This window comes from Paraburkholderia phenazinium (assembly GCF_900141745.1).
In the GTDB taxonomy this organism is placed as follows: domain Bacteria; phylum Pseudomonadota; class Gammaproteobacteria; order Burkholderiales; family Burkholderiaceae; genus Paraburkholderia; species Paraburkholderia phenazinium_B.
In genome coordinates, this window is the sequence record NZ_FSRM01000002.1 from 195,614 (window position 1) to 215,330 (window position 19,717).

Genomic DNA, 19,717 nt, shown 5'->3' on the forward strand with positions numbered 1-19,717 from the left:
CGTCAGTGCATCAGTGCGTCAAACCAGGCTTAAAGACCGACGACGCCGGCCAGACCGCCGATGTCCTTGATCTCGGTGTAGTTGTAGAACGGCGTCGAAGGTTCATGACCGCGCGCGACAAACACCTTGTTCTTGATGCCGAGATCGTTGGCCGACATCAGGTCGTAGCGCAGGCTCGACGACACATGCAGGATGTCTTCCGGGCCGCAGCCGAGGTTGTCCAGCATGTATTCGAACGCTTGCAGACGCGGCTTGTACGCTTGTGCCATTTGCGCTGTGAACACAGCATGAAACGGTGCGCCGAGCTTGTCGACATTGCTCTGGATCTGGTCGTTCGATGCGTTCGACAGAATCACTAGCGGGATTTCCTTCGCGACCTTGGCAAGACCTTCCGGCACGTCTGCGTGTGGCCCCCAGGTCGGGACGGCGTCGTAGAAACGTTGGGCTTCGGCGTCGTCGTAGGCGAGATTCCAGCGCTTGAGCGTGCGGCGCACGGCGTTCTTCACGACTTCCTGATACGGCTTCCAGGCGCCGAGCACTTCGTCAAGGCGAAACGCCGAGAAGTCGCGCACGAACTGATCCATATGGTCGGCGCTGACGCGGTCGGCAAAAATTTCGCGGGCCATGTCGCCCATGCGGAAACGGGTCAGCGTGCCGTAGCAGTCGAAGGTGATGTATTTGGGCCTGAAGCGGGTCATGTCTATGTCCTGTGGTGGGCAATAGTCAGCGGGAAAGCAGTCACTGCACGCGCGGCGACGGCTGCTTGAAGAGAATTACACCACCCCAAAAAATGCGGGTTGTCGTGTTATGGACGGCGCTGAACACACAATCCGCCGTTTTTCGCTGCGCTCGCAGCACAGTATGCGGCATCCGCTGAAGGGGATCAGAACGGCATTTCCTCGACCCGGGTATGCCCTTACGCGGGCGCTCTCAACCGGGCCAATCAAGGCTTCACGGGGTCCGTGACGGTGATCGTCAAGCGACGACATAAACAACAACGGCCGCGTCGGAGACCGACGCGGCCGTATTGGAAGCTATAGATGCCGCTTTAGCAACACATCGTGCTACGCGCAGCAGGGCTTATGTATGAGCTGAAATCGACGCGCGTGAAAGCCATGCCCGCACGCAGATTCAAGCCCCCTGATTCAGATCGATCAGCACGCTCTTGAAACGCAGATTCGCTTCAAACGCCTGGCGGCCGAGATCCTTGCCGAGTCCGGATTGCTTGTAGCCACCAGTGGGAATCACAAAATCGGAAGTACGCCCATAGCGGTTGATCCACACCGTGCCCGCTTCGATGCTACGCATGGCCCGTAGCGCGCGGCTCAGATCGGCCGTATGAACGCCCGCCGCAAGACCATATTTCTCGTGGCTGGCGAGCGCGAGTGCCTCGTCTTCGTCATCGAAGGTCTGCACCGTGAGCACGGGCCCGAACACTTCTTCGCGCACAGCCTCGGAGTCTGCAGTCACGTTGGTCAGGATGGTCGGCGCGTAGAAGGCCCCCTCACCAGCCACCGGCAGGCGCGTGCCGCCCGCGGCAATCTGTGCGCCCTGCCCGACGCTACGCGCGACGATGCCTTCGATACGCTGTGCCTGCTTGGCCGAGATGATCGGCGGTAGTGTCGTGCCTGCGGCCCACGTGTGCCCAGGCTTCAACGCAGCGAACGCGGAGGCAATACCGTCGATCAGACGCGGCGCGGCCGAACGTTCGACGATCAAGCGCGAACCCGCCACGCACACCTGCCCCGCATTGCCGGCAATCGCGCCGGCGATACGGCGCGCCACCAGATCGAGATCGGGCGCATCCGCGAACACGACTTGCGGACTCTTGCCGCCAAGCTCCAGCGTCACAGGCTTGGTGCCGGTCTGCGCGCAGGCCGTCATGATGGCCGCACCGGTCTGGCTCGAGCCGGTGAAGGTCACTTTGGCGATCTTCGGATGACGCACCAGTGCGTCGCCCGTGACGCGCCCGTCGCCTTGCACGACATTGAAGATGCCCGGCGGGATGCCGGCTTCGATCGCGAGTTCGGCCAAACGCAGCACCGAAAACGGCGTCATCTCCGACGGCTTCAGCACCACCGCATTGCCCGCTGCAAGCGCCGGCGCGATTTTCCAGGACGCCATCACCAGCGGAAAATTCCACGGCGCGATCGCGCCGATCACACCGTACGGCTCGGCGACGATCATGCCGAGATGATCGGGGCGCGTCGCCGCGACCTCGCCGCCGATCTTGTCGGCGAATTCGGAGTAGAAGCGGATACCTTCGGCGGTGAACGGCGCATCCCAAGCGACGGCATCGCGAATGGGCCGCGTCGAGCCGACCGACTCCAGACGCGCCAGCGTGTCCACATCCGCCTCGATCAATTCGGCCCAGCGGCGCAGCGTGCGCGCCCGTTCGCGCGGCGCGCAGCGAGCCCAGTCGCTGGTCCTGAAGGCGTGCCAGGCATCCTCGACAGCACGATCCACCAGATCGGCGTCGGCGATCGGCAGATCCGCGTAGACTGCGCCGTCCGAGGGGCGCGTGACGTCGAGTGCAGCGGCGCCGTCCACGTAGCGGCCACCTATGAAGTGCGCGCCGCGCACGGCAATCAGAGCGGGATCGAAGCTGTCCATTGTGTCCATTCCAGGTCGCAGACGAGATTCGAATCATGGTACGGGCGATAGCGCAGCATTTGCTGCCATGATGACCGGCCACGACCGCGCGGAGCACGCGTTATGAGGGCTGTGCGCAGCGCAGCGTGCGGTATTCCCACGGTGCGGCTCGCGCAATAAGATCGTCCTAGCCGCAGTATTTTGCCGGTGCGACATTACGCAGGCATATTGAAGAGGAGTGGAAAGTGACTGAACCGCTTGCTGGAGCACCTGTCCGGTTTCGTCCGCTGACGGCCGGCGATCTGCCCGCCGCGCACGAACTGTCGGTGGCGGTCAAATGGCCGCATCGCCGCGAAGACTGGGAATTCGCGCTGAACCTGGGCACGGGCGTCGGCGCCGAGGACCACGGCACCCTGCTCGGCACCGCGTTGCACTGGAAATTCGGTGCGGATCACGCCTCGCTCGGCATGGTGATCGTCGCTCCCGAACAGCAAGGCCGCGGCATCGGCCGCGATCTGATGACCCGCACGATGGACGCGCTCGGCGAGCGCACCACCTTCCTGAACGCCACGCCGGCCGGCCAGCCGCTCTACGAAAAGTTCGGCTTCAAGGCTATCGGCAGCATCCATCAACACCAGGGCACGGGTGGCGCGCATCCGCCGGCCGTGCAACTGGCGCCCGGCGAACGGATCCGTCCGCTCGGCGCGCGCGATCCGGGCCGGCTCTCGGCCCTGTTAAACCGCGCGGCAGGCTATGACCGCACGCAGGTGCTGGGCGCGTTGCTGAACGTGGCGGAAGGTGTCGTGCTCGATCGCGACGGCGAACCGGTCGGCTTCGCGCTGATGCGCCGCTTCGGCCGCGGCCATGTGATCGGGCCGCTGGTGGCGCCGCATATCGAAGGCGCCCAGGCGTTGATCAGCCACCTGGTTGGATCGAACGAAGGCAAGTTCGTGCGTATCGACGTCGACGGTAACTCGGGTCTGTCCGACTGGCTCGACGGTCTCGGACTGCAACAGGTGGATGCAGTCGTCACCATGGTGCGGGGCGCTGCGCCCCAGCCTGAAAGCGACGTACGCGTTTTCGCCATCACCAACCAGGCGCTCGGTTAGGCGCTATAGGCCTCCAAAGATCCTCACCGCCCTCCCCAAACGACGACGCCCAGGACCCCGCGAGATGACCTTCCTCTACAAGGCCGACACCGTGCGCGGCGCCCAATGGGCGCGCCTCTTTGCCGAAAAAGCCCCGGACATCCCCTTCCGCATCTGGCCGGACGGCAGTTCAGGCGACGATGCCCACGCCGTGCGCTACCTCGCCGTCTGGGAACCGCCGCGCGATCTCGCCACAGCCTTTCCCAATCTGGAACTGGTGTTTTCGGTGGGTGCCGGGATCGACCAGTTCGATCTGTCGGCCATTCCGGCGCACCTGCCGGTAGTGCGGATGATCGAACCGGGCATCGTGGCGGGGATGGTCGAATACACGACGCTCGCCACGCTGGCGCTGCACCGCGACTGGCTCACCTATGCCGCGCAGCAACGCGAAGGCCGCTGGCAGCCGGTGCGCACCCGCGTCGCAGGCGAGCGGCGCGTCGGCGTGCTCGGTCTCGGCGTGCTCGGTGAGGCCGTGCTGAAGCGCCTTGCCAGTTTTGGCTTTCCCTGCGCCGGCTGGAGCCGTTCGCCGCGCGAGCTCGACGGGATCGAATGTTTCGCGGGCGCCGACACGCTGCCGCAATTTCTCGCCCGCACCGATATTCTGATCTGCCTGCTGCCGCTGACGGCCGCAACGCGGCATATCCTGAACCGCGATCTGTTTGCGCAATTGCCACGCGGGGCCGCGCTGATCAACACAGGCCGCGGCGGTCATCTGCAGCAGGATCATCTGCTAGAGGCGCTCGAAAGCGGGCAACTGAGCGCCGCCGTGCTGGACGTGGCGGACCCCGAGCCGTTAGCTGCGGATCATCCGCTATGGCATCACCCGCGCGTCATGCTGACGCCGCACATTGCCAGCGTGACGCAGCCGGACAGCGCGGTCGAAGTCGTACTCGACAACCTGCGCCGCCACCGCGAAGGCGAGCCGCTGATCGGTCAGGTGGACCGCGCCCGCGGATATTGAGCGCGCCAGCGCAGCACAAAATGCTGCGCCGCCTGCAAAAACACAATTCCCACCTTCCAGCAGCGGCGAATCCCAGCGTCTTCGTTGTTTGTGTCCCGCTACCATGGTTTGCATGCGGTTCGCGCTCGCGGCACGCGTTGCGCGCACCTTTCCGGCACTCCGTGCATTGCTGCGCGCACAACTCACGCACCCCATACCATGTCCACGTCCTCACTGATCGAATCCGACCGCAAACATCTGATCCACCCGGTTGCCAGCATGCGTGCTCACGAGAAGCGCGGCGTGACCATTCTCGAATCGGGCCGTGGCGCATGGCTGCGCGATAGCGAGGGCAACGAACTGCTCGACGCATTCTCCGGTCTGTGGTGCGTGAATACCGGCTACGGTCACGAGAGCATCGTGCGCGTCGCGACCGAACAGATGACGCGCTTGCCCTACGCCACCGGTTATTTCCATTTCGGCTGCGAACCGGCGATCAGGCTTGCTGAACAACTGGTTGAACTGGCGCCCGCCTCGCTGCGTCACGTGTATTTCACGCTGGGCGGCTCGGATGCGGTGGACGCGGCAGTCCGCTACATCACGAACTTCTACAACGCCACCGGCCGGCCACAGAAAAAGCAGTTCATTGCGCTGGAGCGCGGGTATCACGGTTCGTCGTCGGTGGGTGCGGGGCTGACGGCACTCGGCGTGTTTCATCAGAACTTCGATCTGCCTTTGCCGAACCAGCATTACATTCCTTCGCCGTATCTGTATCGCAGCGAAACGAGCAACGATCCGCAAGCGGTGATCGACGCGTCGGTTGCCGCGCTGCGCGCGAAGGTCGAGTCGCTCGGCGCCGAGCGCGTTGCCGCGTTCTTCTGCGAGCCGATCCAGGGCTCGGGCGGCGTGATCGTGCCGCCGAAAGGCTGGCTCAAGGCGATGCGCGACGCATGCCGCCAACTCGATATCCTGTTCGTCGCCGATGAAGTCATCACCGGCTTCGGCCGCACCGGCCCGTTGTTCGCCTGTGCTGGCGAAGACGTCGAGCCGGATCTGATGACGGTGGCGAAGGGACTCACCGCCGGCTATGCGCCGATGGGCGCCGTGCTGATGTCCGACGAGGTCTACAACGGCATTGCCGATGGTGCAGGCACCGGTTCGGCCGTGGGCCACGGTCAGACCTATTCGGCGCATCCGGTGAGCGCGGCCATCGGTCTCGAAGTGCTGCGGCTCTATCACGAAGGCGGCCTGCTGGCGAACGGCGTGGCTCAGGCGCCGCGCTTCGAAGCGGGACTGCGCGCCCTGCTCGACCATCCGCTGGTGGGCGACGCCCGCAGCCGCGGCCTGCTCGGCGCGCTCGAACTGGTGTCGGACAAAGCCACCCGGCGCCGCTTCGACCCTGCACTGAACCTGAGCGAGCGGATCGCCACCACCGCCTATCGCAACGGCCTGATCTTCCGCGCCTTCAACGACAACATCCTCGGCTTCGCGCCGGCGCTCTGCTACACGCGCGAGGAGTTCGACGTGATGTTCGAACGCCTGCGCAAAACGCTCGATACGGTGCTGGAAGCGCCCGAAGTACGCGCCAGCCTTGCCTGAGGTCGTGCCCGAGGCTTGATCTCGGGCATCGTCCCGCAGCCTTGCGGTGTGGCGGCTCAATGCGCCGAGAGGCTTGCTGCGTACGGGTTTGCCGTGAAATTTTTTCATGACGGAGCGTGCTACGATAGTTCCGTCACCGCGCTTCCATAGGTCATCGCCTCCGTGTCAACCAACGCTAGTTCAATGAAGCTGGACCGCATCGATCTGCGCATCCTGTCCCAGCTCCAAAAGAAGGGCCGCATAACCAACGTCGACCTCGCGGATGCGGTCGGCCTCTCGCCGAGCCCGTGCCTGATTCGCGTGAAGCGTCTCGAGAAGGCCGGGTACATCGCGGGCTACGGCGCACATCTGCAGCTCAACAAGCTCGGTGACATCCAGCTCGTGTTTACCGAAGTGACCTTGCAGGACCATCGGCGCGAAGACTTTGCCAAGTTCGAGGCCAGCATCCGCACCGTGGATGAGATCGCCGAATGCCACCTTGTCAGCGGCGGCTACGACTATCTGCTCAAGTTCGTCACGCGCAGCGTCGTGCATTACCAGAGCGTGATGGAGAATCTGCTGGAACGTAACATCGGCATTGAAAAGTACTTCAGCTACGTCGTGATCAAGTCGCCGTTCGTGAAGAACCACTACCCGATTGAAAGCCTGTTTCCGTTGACCGATTGAAGGAATGGGTGCGGCATGATTTTGTACTCCTTTCCCGGCTTTCTATTTCGTTATCCTGAACTCATTCTTGCAGGCGTTCGCCATGCCACTCACACTCCATCGTCCAGAACTTTCCCGCTCGCACAACTTCATCGATGGCGAGTGGCGCGATGCTATTGATGGCGCGCGCTATCCCGTCAGCGATCCGGCTAGCGGAAGCGAATTTACGAGCGTGCCCGACAGCAGCCACGCTGACGCCCAGGCCGCCACCGACGCAGCGCACGCCGCTTTCGATAGCTGGCGCGAGCGTACAGCCCGCGAACGTGCGCAGTTTCTCAAGCGCTGGCATGCCGCGATCGTCGCCAATAGCGAGGACCTCGCGCGCATCATCTCGCGCGAGCAGGGCAAGCCGCTCGCCGAAGCGCGCGGTGAGGTGGCGTATGGCGCGTCGTATGTGGAATGGTTTGCGGAAGAGGCCGTACGCAGCTACGGCGACATGATTCCCGCCCTGATGCCCGGTAAGCGGATGATGGCGATCAAAGAACCGGTCGGCGTGGTCGCCGCCATCACGCCGTGGAATTTCCCGCTCGCGATGATCGCCCGCAAGATCGCTCCGGCGCTGGCCGCCGGCTGTACGGTGGTCGCCAAGCCCGCGGAAGACACGCCCCTTACCGCTCTCGCGCTGGCTCGTCTCGCCGAAGAGGCCGGCCTGCCGGCTGGCGTGCTGAACGTCGTGACCGCCTCGCGCGAACACACGCCGGCAACCGTTTCTAACTGGCTCGCCGATTCGCGTGTGCGCAAAATCACGTTCACTGGATCGACGCCTGTGGGCAAGCACCTGGCCCGCGAATCGGCTGATACGCTCAAGAAACTCTCGCTGGAATTGGGTGGCAATGCGCCGTTTATCGTTTTCGACGATGCGGATCTCGACGCCGCAGTCGACGGCCTGATGGCCTCGAAGTTTCGCAACGGTGGCCAGACCTGCGTGTGCCCGAACCGGGTGTATGTGCAAAACAACATCTACGACGCGTTCGTGCGCAAACTGGTGGACCGTGTTGCTGCCCTCCGGGTAGGCCCCGCCACGCGCGGCGACTCGCAGATCGGCCCGATGATCAACGCCCGTGCGGTCGACAAGATCGAGCGTCACGTGCAGGACGCGCTGGCGCGTGGCGCCGTAGTGCTGACGGGCGGCCGTCGCCTGCAAGGTGAAGGGCTGGACGGTCCACACTACTACGCCCCCACGGTAATCGGCGACGCCAACCGCGACATGGCGCTGTTCCGCGAAGAGACCTTCGGCCCGGTTGCACCGCTGTTCCGCTTCGACAACGACGCCGACGTTCTGCGCGAAGCCAACGACACGCCTTTCGGACTCGCGGCATACTTCTATTCCAGCGATGTGCGGCGCATCTGGCGCGTCGCCGGACGGCTCGAAGGCGGCGTGATCGGCATCAACGAGGGCGCCGTCGCGAGCGAGGCGGCGCCGTTCGGCGGCGTGAAGGAGTCGGGCTATGGCCGCGAAGGTTCGCGCTACGGTCTCGACGACTACCAGCACATCAAATACCTTTGCCAGGGCGGCCTTGCCTGAATCCTGGATAAAGGCCCTTTATCGACTGCGAATGGACTCTCACATGACAACCCACTCACCGCAGGACCACGCCTACCCGGTCGACGTCGAATTCCCCGACCTGAGCGGCTATGCCGCAGGCAATACCGGCATTCCGTATGTCTACACGTTCGACAGCGGCCTGCCCGGCTCGCACGTGATGATCAACGCGCTCACGCACGGCAACGAAGTGTGCGGCGCGATCACGGTCAAGGGGCTGCTCGATCTCGGCGTGCGGCCGCGCCGCGGCAAGCTCACACTGGCGTTTTCGAACGTCGAGGCTTATCTGACTTTCGACGCTTCGAAGCCGGATGCATCGCGCTTCGTCGATCAGGATTTCAACCGGGTATGGACCGCGGCGAAACTCGATGACACGAGCACGGATTCGAGCGAGCTGCGCCGCGCACGAGCGTTGCGTCCTGTGATCGATACCGTTGACGCATTGCTCGACCTGCATTCGATGCATGAGCGTAGTGCGCCGCTGATCGTGTCAGGTCCGCTGGAGAAAGGCATCGCGTTGTCCCGCGCACTGGGTGCCCCTGCTACCGTGATCAGCGACGAAGGTCATCCGGAAGGGCGTCGCATGCGCGACTATGCCGACTTCGGCGATCCGCAAAGCACACGCAACGCGCTGCTGGTGGAGTGCGGCCAGCATTGGGAGCCGTCGTCGGTGGTGGTAGCGAAGGACTGCACGGCGCGCTTCCTGGTGCTGTCCGGTGTACTCGATGAAGCCGACCTGCCCGCTGACTGGTTCGCGCCGAAGCCGGATGCCATGCGTGTGATTCGTGTCACGGAGCCCGTAGTGGCAAAGAGTATGGATTTTCGCTTTGCAGACGCTTACACCGGTTTGGAGACATTCCCCAAAGCGGGCGCTGTGATCGGCTGGAATGAGGGTGAACCGGTGGTCACGCCTTATGACAATTGCGTGCTGGTGATGCCGTCGTTGCGACAGCTCAGGCCTGGGGTAACGGTGGTGCGGTTGGGGCAATTGCTCGACAACTGAGTGCCGTTGTCTATCGCGAGAGGCGTGAAGCGGTGCCGCTAACAGCGGCGCCGCTTCGCGCCGCGTCGCTCAGATATTCTGCACAAACATATACTGCTTCGTGACTTTCTCGGTCACTTCGAACACACCGCGAAAACCTTCCGGCACCATCACGGCATCGCCCGGGCCGAACGGTTTGCGTTCGCCGTCATCCGGCACGATCGCGCCAATGCCCGACAGCACGTGGAAAAACTCGAACTGTCCTTCGGGGAAATCGATCCGCCACACGCCTGCTGTGCCGCTCCAGATGCCGGTGCTGATCTTGCCATCGCCGCGCTCGAATACAGGCCAATCGCGGCGCTCGGGCTGACCGCGCAACAAACGCTCCGGACTCAGCGAAAGCAGTGTGCCTTCGCCCTGCGGCTCGCCGAAACAAAAACTCTGCACGGGACTAACTGATAAAGACTGCGACATGAATAGGTTCTCTCTTTACGGTAAATCGATTCGGTTAACTCGCGCGACGCAACTCGGGCCACGAAGCACAGAGCTCCGCAAAGATCTGCTCGATCACCTCGGCGCCCGCACCTTGCGTTTCGACACGCGCATCTAGTGCATCGAAAATCCGATGCTTGATGAAATAGCGCCATTGCACAGGCACGCCTGACAAAATATGTGTGAGCGCAGCATAGCGTTCGCGCGTCCACTTCGCTTCGAACGCTTCACGGTAAGGGCCAAACTCGAACGCAGGAACCGGCGTATTGCGCGCCATCGCATGAGCCTGCTCGCGCAACACAGCCGTTTCAGCAGAGTCGATCTCGCCGTCGGCGATCGCCACGGCATAAACCTCGCGCGCTTCCTGTGCCGTGACATAGCCGCGTTGCACGTCTTCGCACACTCGCCGAACGTCGCGATCGATAGGCCTGCCGTATCCTCCTGCTCCCGCACCAATCAGCCGGATCACGTCGCCCGGATTGCAGATCACCAGGTCCGTGTTGCCGAGTTGCTCCGCCTGCGGCGTGTCGGGGTTCCTGGTGAACCGCGCGTTCGCGCCGGCATGGCCGCCGCGCACGCCCCATGAGGCAAAGTGCGTGCGGTCGCGGTTGCGAGCAGTGACGAGCGTGTTTGGCGAGAAGACCTTGAATTCCATCACCAGCCCCTGGCCGCCGCGAAATTGTCCTGCGCCACCTGAATCGGGCGCCACGCCGTAACGCGTGATACGGATCGGCACCTCAGCCTCGTTGATCTCCACAGGCGTGTTGCGCAAAAACGCGTTGTTCGCGCCAGAGCCGTCCTCGCCATCATCGAACGACATGCCTCCGGCGCCGCCACCAATAGGTCCAATCGACGCCATGACCGTACTGCCGTGCCGGTCCATTGTCTTGACGCTGAGGATCGACAGGCCGCCTGCGGGGCAAGCGGCGAGCCGCTCAGGAATGGCCTGCGAGAAAGCACCGAAGGTCAGCAAATGCAGCAGCTTGCAGGTCAGGCTGCGCATGCCGACCGCCGCCGGCCGCTGCGCATTCACCACCGTGCCTTCAGGCAGCACGCAGCGCGCTACTCTCAGCATGCCGCTGTTCAGCAGGATCTCCGGGTTGAGCGTGTACAGCACATAAACGAAACCGACCAGCGCAAGCGCATGCCGTTCGCGTCCCCCGGTCGGGATGTTCAATGACGACTGCAACTGCGGATCGCTACCGGTGTAGTCGAATTCGACGCTGCCGTCGCGGATACGCAGCGTCAACGCGACGCGCATCGGCTTGCCGCGCACCGAGTCTTCGTCGGCGTATTCGGCGAAGAAATACTCGCCATCGGGAATGCCGCGCATGACAGTGCGCGCCTGCTCTTCCGAGTAATCGAGCAACGCCTGCATGCCCGCCTTGAAACCGTCGATGCCGAACCGTTCGATGATCTCCAGCACGCGCCGCTCGCCCGTATGCAGCGACGCCAGTTGCGCATGCAAATCACCGACGTTCTGGTCCGGCACACGCACATTGGTAGCCATGATGCGCAGCAGTTCTTCGTCGAGCACGCCCCGTCGCACGATCTTGGTAGGCGGAAAGCGGATGCCCTCCTGCTCGATCTCGGTCAGCGTACGCGACAGCGAGGCGGGCACGGCGCCGCCCATATCGGTGTTGTGAATGTGGCCGCCCACGAAGCAGACAATCTCACCTTCGTAGAACACCGGCTTCCAGAGCACGATATCCGGCGTGTGGGTGGCGACGAAACCGCTGTATGCATCGTTCGTCATGCCGATGTCGCCCGGCTCGTAGTGATCGATCATGCCGATCACCGGGCCGTAATCGAGGCCGACGTACCAGGTCGCGCCAAGCGTCTTTGGTGAAGCGAACGTGTGTCCATCCGGCGTCGTGATCGCGCACGAGAAGTCCTCGGTCTCTTTCACGAAGGTCGAATGCGCGGTGCGCACCAGCGTGTACGCCATGCTTTCCGCCGCAGCGACGCAGTAGTTGGCGAAAATCTGCAGGACTGCCTTGTCGAATTGCATGCCGGGCTCCGGTTCAGTTCGCGCCAACATAAGTGAGTATCAGATTGCCGTAGGTATCGACACGTCCCGCGAAACCAGGCAGCACGCAGGTTGTGCAATCGTCCTGCGCGATCACTGCGGGTCCGGCTATGTGCTGGCCGGCTAGCAGTTTGGCGCGGTGAAACAGCGCGGCGTCGTGGAACGCGCCGTCCATCCAAACCTTTACCGAAGCGTCCGGCACCGGCGTCTGCTCACTGGCTTCGATGGGTCGCAAGGCTGGCTTGGGGGTTACTGACGCGATCACGAGGCGCAGCGCCACGATCTGAATCTTTGCTTTCAGATCGCTGTGGCCATAGAGTCGCGCGTGCTCGCGGTGGAATGCTTCGCTGAGCGCGTCAATGTTTCGCTCCTGCAGCCATGCCAGTTCAAGGGGTGTGTCGATTTCGAACGATTGGCCCTTGTAGCGCATATCCGCCGAGACCGCGATGCGCGCGGGGCGATCGTCGCTCTTATCGCTGGGACACGCAGTTTCACCGGCCATCCAGCTTCGCGCCGCCGTTTCGAGCGCATGCGCATCGTCGCGTAAGGCCTCGAGCGCCGCAGCATCGAGATCGTAGTAGGTGGTCTTGACGAAGTCGTTCTTGGTGTCCGCGATCAAACCGCCCAGCGCACTGAGCACGCCCGGTGTGGTCGGCACAACCACCTGCTCCATGCCGAGTGCCCGCGCGAAGTAGCACGCGAGCATCGGCCCGGCACCGCCGAACGGCAGCAGCGAAAACGTGCGCGGATCGATGCCGAAGCGCGAGACGATCCGGCTCACGCCCGCATACATGCCGGACACCGACACGTTGACGATCGCTTCCGCGGTCCGGTAAATATCGGAGCCAAGCCGCTGCGCCAGCACTTCGACCGCGCGGCAGGCCGCATCGTGATCGACCTTCACCGAGTTGTAGCCGAGGCTCGCATTGCCGATCACGCCCATCACGGCGAAGGCATCGGTGATCGTCGCGCGTGTGCCGCCCCGGCCGTAGCACACAGGGCCGGGGTTCGACCCAGCACTCTCCGGCCCGACCTTGAGCACGCCGAAATCGTCGACCCACGCAATCGAGCCACCGCCGTCGCCAATCGAAGATACCGAGACCGACGGAATATGAATCTGGAAGTCGCCGATATATTCGCCGGTTGCGTATTGCGGCTCGCCGTCGATGATCAGTGCCACGTCAGCCGTCGTGCCGCCGATGTCCAGGCTCATGCAATGCTGCAAGCCGCAAAGCTGTGCAACATACGCTGCACCGATCACGCCGGACGCCGTACCGGAGAGAATCATCTGCACGCAATTGGTCTTGCCGGTTTCGGCGCTCATCACGCCGCCATTCGACTTGGTGACCTTCATGTCCGCCGCGATGCCGGTTTCGCGTAGCGCGCGCTGCAACGACGACAGATAGTGCGACACCTTCGGCTGCACATAGCCGCCAATCACCGCCGTCGAGGTGCGTTCGTATTCGCGGATGATTGGCCATACATCGGAGGAACATGAAACGAAGAGATCCGGCATGGCCCGCTCGAGGATGGCCTTAACCTCGTGCTCATGGGCCGGATTGCGATATGAATGCAGCAGCGATATCACCACGCCTTCGCAACCGGCACGGCGCAGCTTGTCGAGTGCATCGAGCACGCTCGCCTCATCCACGGGTGTCTCGACCGTGCCGTCCGCGGTCAGCCGCTCCACGATGCCGAAGACACGCTCGCGCGGCACCAGCGGCGCGGGGCGCTTCGACATCAGGTTATACATATCGGGGCCCTTGAGCCGCGCGATATCGAGTACGTCTTCGAAGTGACGTGTCGTAAGCAGGCCGAGCTTCAAACCCTTGCGTTGTACGACGGCGTTGACGCCCACCGTCGTCCCATGCGTGAAATACGCCACTTCGTGCGGATCGATGCCGTAGCGTTCGGCCAGCCCTTCCATACCGCGTAAAACTTCGGCGCCAGGGCTATCGGGACGGGAAAACACTTTCAGCGTTTTCAGCTCGCCCGTTTCATCATTCAGTACTGCAAAGTCCGCGAACGAGCCACCGATATCAACACCGATTCTCAGAGCCATGAAGTTTTTCCCGTTATACGACGGTGCCTTCTCGCACCATTGCGGCCTGCAAGGTCGTCAGATCGAGTTCCGTGCGATGACACAGCACTTCGGCACCGTTCGACAGTTGCCGGCGCGCCGGTGCCGTGGTGTTGCACAAGCCGTCGACGCGCAACGGACAGCGTCCGAGAAACGTACACAGTTCGGAATGCGCCGCGCTGGGTCCAATAGGCGGCAATTCGCTGTGACAGCGAATGGTGGCCTCATCGAGCCAGCCCGTGCGCAACTCCGGAGCCGATGAAATCAGCAGATCGGCATACGGATGAAACGGCGGCGCGCACAGTGCCGCGCGATCGCCCGCTTCGACGCGATGTCCTGAGTACAGCACAACGATGTCGTCGCTGATCGCGCGCATCTTGCCGATGTCGTGGGTAATGAACAGATACGACACACCCAGCTTGCGTTGCAGGTCGGCGAGCAGATCGAGAATCGCCGCGCCTACCACGGTGTCAAGTGCGGACGTTACCTCGTCGCACAGAATCAGATCAGGCTCGGCCGCAAGCGCTCGTGCCAGATTGATCCGCTGCTTCTGGCCGCCCGACAGCTCGCCCGAACGGCGGGTCGCAAGCGCTGCGGGCAGTCGCACCAGATCGAGCAGTTCGGCGACACGCTGCCGGGCACGTTCGCCCTTCATGCCGTGATAGAACGCAAGCGGCCGGGACAAAATCCGTTCCACCGTATGCACCGGATTCAACGCCGTATCCGCGTTCTGGAACACGATCTGGATGCGCCTGAACTGCTCCTTGCTACGCTGATCCAGCCGCTTGGGCATCGGCTCGCCGTCGAGCAGCAGCGAACCACCCGCTACCGGCACCAGCCCTGCAATTACTTTGGCAAGCGTAGTCTTGCCGGACCCGGACTCGCCGATCACGCCGACCGTCTTGCCGCGATGGATCACCAGATCCACGTCGTCGAGAATACGTGCCGCCGGGTAACCCTTTGCATCGGTCTTGCCGTAGCCTGCGACAAGCCGCTTCACCTCCAGCAACGGACGCTCGTCGGCTCCGGCCGCGGCACGTCCTTCCGGACGTGCGCCGCGCGGCGTCGGCATGACCGCCGCGATCAGGCTCTGCGTGTATGCATGCGCGGGTGCATTGAGAATCTGCGCCGTGCTGCCCACCTCGCGAATCTCGCCATCGCTGAGCACGACGATGCGATCGGCCATCTGCGCGACCACCGCCAGATCGTGCGACACGTACACGGCCGTCGTTCCGAGTTCTTTCACGACCCTCTTGAACGCCTGCAGCACGTCGATCTGCGTGGTGACATCGAGCGCAGTGGTTGGCTCATCGAGAATCACCAGTTCGGGATCCGTAATAAGCGCCATCGCCGCCAGCAATCGCTGCAACTGGCCTCCCGATACCTGGTGCGGATAGCGCTTGCCGATCCGCTCGGGATTCGGCAACGCCAGCGCGCGGAACAATTCGATCGCTTTTGCCTGGGCGGCCGCCTTGCTCATGGTCCGATGAATCAGCGCGCTTTCGATTACCTGATCGAGAATCGTGCGCGCCGGGTTGAACGCCGCCGCTGCACTTTGCGCAATATAGGCAACCTTGCGACCGCGCAGCGAAGCCAGCGCGTTGGGTGACAGCGAGCGCACATCTGCGTCGCCAACGCGGATAGACCCGCCCGCAATACGGCAGCCGGTACGCGCGTGACCCATCAGCGAGAGCGCAATCGTCGTCTTGCCCGAGCCGGATTCGCCGATCAGCGCGAGCACCTCGCCGCGTGCGACCGTAAAGTCGATGTCGTGGACGATGGTCGTTTCGGGCCGCCCTTCACTGCTGCCCACCACGCGCAGTCCGCGCACTTCAACCAGGTTGTCGGTTGTCTTATTCATCTCAGCGAGCCTCCGCGGCACGGCGCAAACGTAGACGCTTGCCACGCCCAGGCAGCCCGTCGATCAGCAGATTGACGCCGACCGTCAGGATCGCAATGGCAATAGCTGGCATTAGCACCACCGGTGCACCGTCACCGAGACCGGCGATGTTTTCCCGCACCAGCGAGCCGAGATCCGCATACGGTGGCTGCACGCCCAGCCCAAGGAAGCTCAGGCTGCTCAGCAACAGCACCACGAACACGAAACGCAGGCCGAGGTCGGCCAGCATCGGATGAATCATGTTCGGCAGGATTTCCACGCAGCAGATGTAGATTGCGTTCTCGCCACGCACCTTGGCTACCTGCACGTATTCGAGCGCGCTGATATTCACGGCCAGCGAGCGCGCAATGCGATAAGCGCCAGGCGTATAGCTGATGCCTGCCGTGATGACCAGCAACGTGAGCGACGAACCGAACGCGGCCACGATCATCAGCGCGAACATCTTGGTGGGAATCGAGCTCACTGCGTCAAGTATGCGGCTCATGGTCTCGTCCACGGCGCGGCCGGCGACGGCTGCCAGCAAACCGAGACCGGTTCCGCACAGCGCGGCGAACAGCGCCGCGGCCAACGCCAGCAGCACTGTCAAACGCGTGCCGTACATGATGCGGCTCAGCATGTCGCGACCCAGGTAGTCGGAGCCGAGCGGCAAGTGAGCGCTGAACGGCGCGAACACATCTTGCGTGACGATCGCGCCCACCGGATACGGTGCGAGAATCGGCCCGAAAATCGCCACGAATAACGCAAGCGCCACCATGAAAGCGCCGATCCAGCCGCTCAACGACAGCGACGGCAAGCGGCGCGCGGCACGCCTGACCGGTGGCGTCGGCGCAGCGCCGCCACCACCGCCGGAAGGCGCGGGTGAATGAGGAGCGGGCATGGCAGAACTCCTAAGGAGTGCCCCTTCAGCAGGCGTCGGCGAACGGGGATCGACGGGGGACGATTGAGGAATGTTCATGTCCGCAGCCTCGGGTTGGAAACGATCGCGCACAGATCCGCGAGCAGCACCAGAATCAGATAGCCGAGGCAGAAGATCAGCGTGCAGGCCTGCACCAACGGCATGTCGCGGTTGCTGACCGCATCGACCATCAGACGCGCGAGGCCCGGATAGTTGTAGATCGTCTCGACGACAATCACGCCGCCCAGCAGATACGACAGACTCAACGCCACCGCATTGGCAATCGGGCCAATCGCGTTAGGCAGCGCATGCAGCAGCACCACGCGCGCCGGACGCGCTCCCTTGAGAATCGCCATCTCGACGTACGAGGAGCCGAGCTGTTCGATCACCGCTGCTCGCGTCATGCGCGCCATCTGCGCGATGATCACGCAGCACAGCGTGATAACCGGCATCGCATAGGCCCGCATGAAATGTTCGAAACTGTCGATCTCGCCGCTGTACGACAGCGCGGACAACCAATGCAGCTTGACTGCGAACACCAGCACCGCGAACGTCGCGATCAGAAATTCCGGCGTCGCCACCAGCGCCAACGTACTGAGACTGATCATGCGATCGAGCAGCGAACCGCGCTTCACGGCGGCGAGGATGCCCATCGAAATCGCAATCGGCACCGAGACGAGCGTCGTGATTGCAGCCAGCTCGAGCGACTTCGGCAGACGGCCGGCAATCATCTCGCTGACCGGCAGACTGGCGGAGAGCGACATGCCGAAGTCACCGCGCACGAGGCCCGCAAGCCAATGCAGATAACGCAGGTAGGCCGGCTGATCGAGGCCGAACTGCAGGCGCAATGCCGCAATCGTCTCCGGCGTTGCCGCCTGACCGAGCGCCTCTTGTGCGGCGTCGCCCGGCAGCAGGTTGGTAATCATGAAGATGATCATCGACACGATCAGCAGAATCAGCAGCGTCAGCGCAATGCGCTTAACGATCAGCGCTGCAATGGTCTGGTTCATCGCACGGGCCTCCTACGAGGATTGCAGAGACCGGTGGCGCAACGCAATGTCGCGCTGTTGCGCCACCGGCGAGCCGGTCAGGAGGGTCTGCCGGGTCAGGCTTCCCACCAGACGTTCTCGGCAAACGAGAAGCCCATCATGCCGCCGGTCGGAATCGAACCGAGGCCTTTGAGGCGCTTGTCGTAACCGTCGAGCAGACTGATAAACGAAGGAATGCCGATGCCGCCCTGGTTGCTGACGATGGTCTGCATGTCAGCGTACATCTGCTTGCGCTTGGCGTCGTCGGTTTCTGCACGCGCCGTAATCAGCAACTGGTCGAATTGCGGATTCTTCCAGCCGGATTCGTTCCACGGTGCGTCCGATTTGAAGAATTGCGTGAACAGCACGTCGGCGCTCGGACGCGGATTGATACTGCCGAAGCCAAGCGGATGCTTCATCCAGTGATTCGACCAGTAGCCATCGGCGGGAACGCGGTTGACCGCCAGGTTGACGCCGATCTTCTGCGCCGTCAGCTGCATCATCTCGGCCATTTCGATTGAACCGTTGGCGTCCGAAGTCGCGTAGATCGGCGGCAGCGTCAAGCCGACGGCGCCGGCTTTCTGCAGATGGAACTTGGCCTTATCCGGATCGTACGGACGCTGCGGCAGGCCGGCGAAGTAATAGCGGTGACCGGGAGGAATCGGCTGATCGTTACCGATTACCGCATAGCCGCGAAACACCGCCGTGCGGATCTGCTCGCGGTCGAACAGATACTTCATGCCTTCAACGAAGTCCGGGTTGCCGGTGATCGTGTTGTCGCGCCGCATGATGAGGTCGGTATAGAGACCCGACTTGGTCTCCTTGATCGCGTAGCCCGGCGTCGACGCTACGCGCTGCGTTGCGCGCGGATCGACGGCGCTGATCAGATGGACATCCCCCGAGAGCAGCGCGTTCACGCGCGCCGCGTCGTCACCGATACCGATCAGCTCCACCTCGTCGAGGTAGGGTTTGCCCGGGCGCCAGTAGCTGTCGTTGCGCGTGCCGACCGTCGTGACACCTGGCTTGAACGTCTTCAGCTTGTACGGGCCGGTGCCCACGGCGGTCGAGAAATCGGTGGTGCCGTCCTTGACGATGACGAGTTGCGGCGTGGCGAGAATTGCCGGCAGGTCCGCGTTCGGCACGGTCAACGTGATCTGCACTTCATCCGGGCCGCTTGCCTTGACCTCGTCGAACTGATCCGCGACCGACTTCACCTTCGAGGCCGTCGCCGGATTCTTGTGGCGCATCAGCGAGTACACCACGTCGGCGGGCGCCAGCGCCTTGCCGTCATGAAAGGTCACGCCCTTGCGCAGCTTGATGGTCCAGACCTTCGCGTCGCTGCTGGTGAACGACTCGGCCAGCGCCGGCTGCGGCGTCAGGCTGCTGTCGAACTGCGTGAGCCCGCTATAGAACATGAAGAAGCGGATGTAGTCGGCACCGGCCGAGCCCTTGGCCGGATCCAGCGTGTCGGCGGTCGAACTGGAGTCGTAGGCAGCCCGAATCTTGCCACCCTTCTTCGGCGTGTCGGCAGCAAAGGCGCTGGTCGCGCCCGCCAGCAAACCACTGGCCCCCGTCGCGAGCATGCCGCCCGCAGCCAATACTCGCATCATGTCGCGGCGGCTGAAACCGGCTCGTTTGATTTCGTCGTCGTTCATGGAATCTGCTCCTGGGACCAAGGATGAATGAATCCGGGTTGTGTAACGTGGTTTGCCCGTCATTTCGAGGAACGTTGCGGGTTGAGTGAATTTAAGCACCGCAAAATTAACGGAATGTCCTGATTCGGC

Annotated in this window: 15 protein-coding genes; 6 read left to right on the forward strand and 9 right to left on the reverse strand. The window is 63.0% G+C overall.

Annotation, left to right across the window (positions count from 1 at the left end; translation table 11 throughout):
- Positions 1 to 29: 29 nt before the first annotated feature.
- Positions 30 to 698, reverse strand: coding sequence for a haloacid dehalogenase type II (locus BUS06_RS20995; protein ID WP_074266373.1), 669 nt, complete (start codon positions 696 to 698; stop codon positions 30 to 32).
- A gap of 433 nt (positions 699 to 1,131) precedes the next feature.
- Complete coding sequence (locus tag BUS06_RS21000; protein WP_074266374.1) at positions 1,132 to 2,613, reverse strand: aldehyde dehydrogenase family protein; 1,482 nt, start codon at positions 2,611 to 2,613, stop codon at positions 1,132 to 1,134.
- A gap of 224 nt (positions 2,614 to 2,837) precedes the next feature.
- Here BUS06_RS21000 and BUS06_RS21005 point away from each other — a divergent pair, with 224 nt between their 5' ends.
- The 6 genes from BUS06_RS21005 (at position 2,838) to BUS06_RS21030 (ending at position 9,530) form a co-directional block, all read left to right on the forward strand.
- A complete protein-coding gene (locus BUS06_RS21005; RefSeq protein ID WP_074266375.1) occupies positions 2,838 to 3,701 on the forward strand; it encodes a GNAT family N-acetyltransferase in 864 nt (287 codons plus the stop codon).
- 64 nt (positions 3,702 to 3,765) lie between these two features.
- Positions 3,766 to 4,701 (forward strand): 2-hydroxyacid dehydrogenase, encoded by a 936-nt coding sequence (locus BUS06_RS21010; RefSeq protein WP_074266376.1) that lies wholly within the window; start codon positions 3,766 to 3,768, stop codon positions 4,699 to 4,701.
- A 198-nt stretch (positions 4,702 to 4,899) separates the two neighbouring features.
- Entirely contained in the window at positions 4,900 to 6,279 is a 1,380-nt protein-coding gene (locus BUS06_RS21015; protein ID WP_074266377.1) for an aspartate aminotransferase family protein, read from the forward strand.
- A 183-nt stretch (positions 6,280 to 6,462) separates the two neighbouring features.
- Positions 6,463 to 6,945 carry an Lrp/AsnC family transcriptional regulator gene (locus BUS06_RS21020; protein WP_074266378.1) on the forward strand — a complete coding sequence of 161 codons (483 nt, stop codon included), beginning with the start codon at positions 6,463 to 6,465 and terminating at the stop codon, positions 6,943 to 6,945.
- 82 nt (positions 6,946 to 7,027) lie between these two features.
- The gene (locus BUS06_RS21025; protein WP_074266379.1) at positions 7,028 to 8,509 is read left to right on the forward strand and encodes an NAD-dependent succinate-semialdehyde dehydrogenase; all 1,482 of its coding nucleotides are present in this window, start codon (positions 7,028 to 7,030) and stop codon (positions 8,507 to 8,509) included.
- A gap of 43 nt (positions 8,510 to 8,552) precedes the next feature.
- Positions 8,553 to 9,530 carry a M14 family metallopeptidase gene (locus tag BUS06_RS21030; RefSeq protein WP_074266380.1) on the forward strand — a complete coding sequence of 326 codons (978 nt, stop codon included), beginning with the start codon at positions 8,553 to 8,555 and terminating at the stop codon, positions 9,528 to 9,530.
- Between the two features lie 69 nt (positions 9,531 to 9,599).
- Here BUS06_RS21030 and BUS06_RS21035 read toward each other — a convergent pair whose 3' ends face one another.
- The 7 genes from BUS06_RS21035 to BUS06_RS21065 all read right to left on the reverse strand — a co-directional run bounded on the left by BUS06_RS21035 (position 9,600) and on the right by BUS06_RS21065 (position 19,588).
- Positions 9,600 to 9,983, reverse strand: a complete 384-nt coding sequence (locus tag BUS06_RS21035; RefSeq protein ID WP_083611545.1) for a cupin domain-containing protein — start codon at positions 9,981 to 9,983, stop codon at positions 9,600 to 9,602.
- Positions 9,984 to 10,017: 34 nt separating this feature from the next.
- Positions 10,018 to 12,012 (reverse strand): hydantoinase B/oxoprolinase family protein, encoded by a 1,995-nt coding sequence (locus tag BUS06_RS21040; RefSeq protein WP_074266381.1) that lies wholly within the window; start codon positions 12,010 to 12,012, stop codon positions 10,018 to 10,020.
- Between the two features lie 13 nt (positions 12,013 to 12,025).
- Positions 12,026 to 14,092: a hydantoinase/oxoprolinase family protein gene (locus tag BUS06_RS21045; protein ID WP_074266382.1), complete on the reverse strand. Its 2,067-nt coding sequence runs from the start codon at positions 14,090 to 14,092 to the stop codon at positions 12,026 to 12,028.
- Positions 14,093 to 14,105: 13 nt separating this feature from the next.
- Positions 14,106 to 15,971, reverse strand: coding sequence for an ABC transporter ATP-binding protein (locus BUS06_RS21050; protein WP_074266383.1), 1,866 nt, complete (start codon positions 15,969 to 15,971; stop codon positions 14,106 to 14,108).
- Position 15,972: 1 nt separating this feature from the next.
- Positions 15,973 to 16,887 (reverse strand): ABC transporter permease, encoded by a 915-nt coding sequence (locus BUS06_RS21055; RefSeq protein ID WP_254368925.1) that lies wholly within the window; start codon positions 16,885 to 16,887, stop codon positions 15,973 to 15,975.
- 74 nt (positions 16,888 to 16,961) lie between these two features.
- On the reverse strand, positions 16,962 to 17,915 hold the full coding sequence (locus BUS06_RS21060) for an ABC transporter permease (RefSeq protein ID WP_074266385.1): 954 nt from the start codon (positions 17,913 to 17,915) through the stop codon (positions 16,962 to 16,964).
- 95 nt (positions 17,916 to 18,010) lie between these two features.
- Positions 18,011 to 19,588 carry an ABC transporter substrate-binding protein gene (locus BUS06_RS21065; RefSeq protein WP_074266386.1) on the reverse strand — a complete coding sequence of 526 codons (1,578 nt, stop codon included), beginning with the start codon at positions 19,586 to 19,588 and terminating at the stop codon, positions 18,011 to 18,013.
- Positions 19,589 to 19,717: the final 129 nt, after the last annotated feature.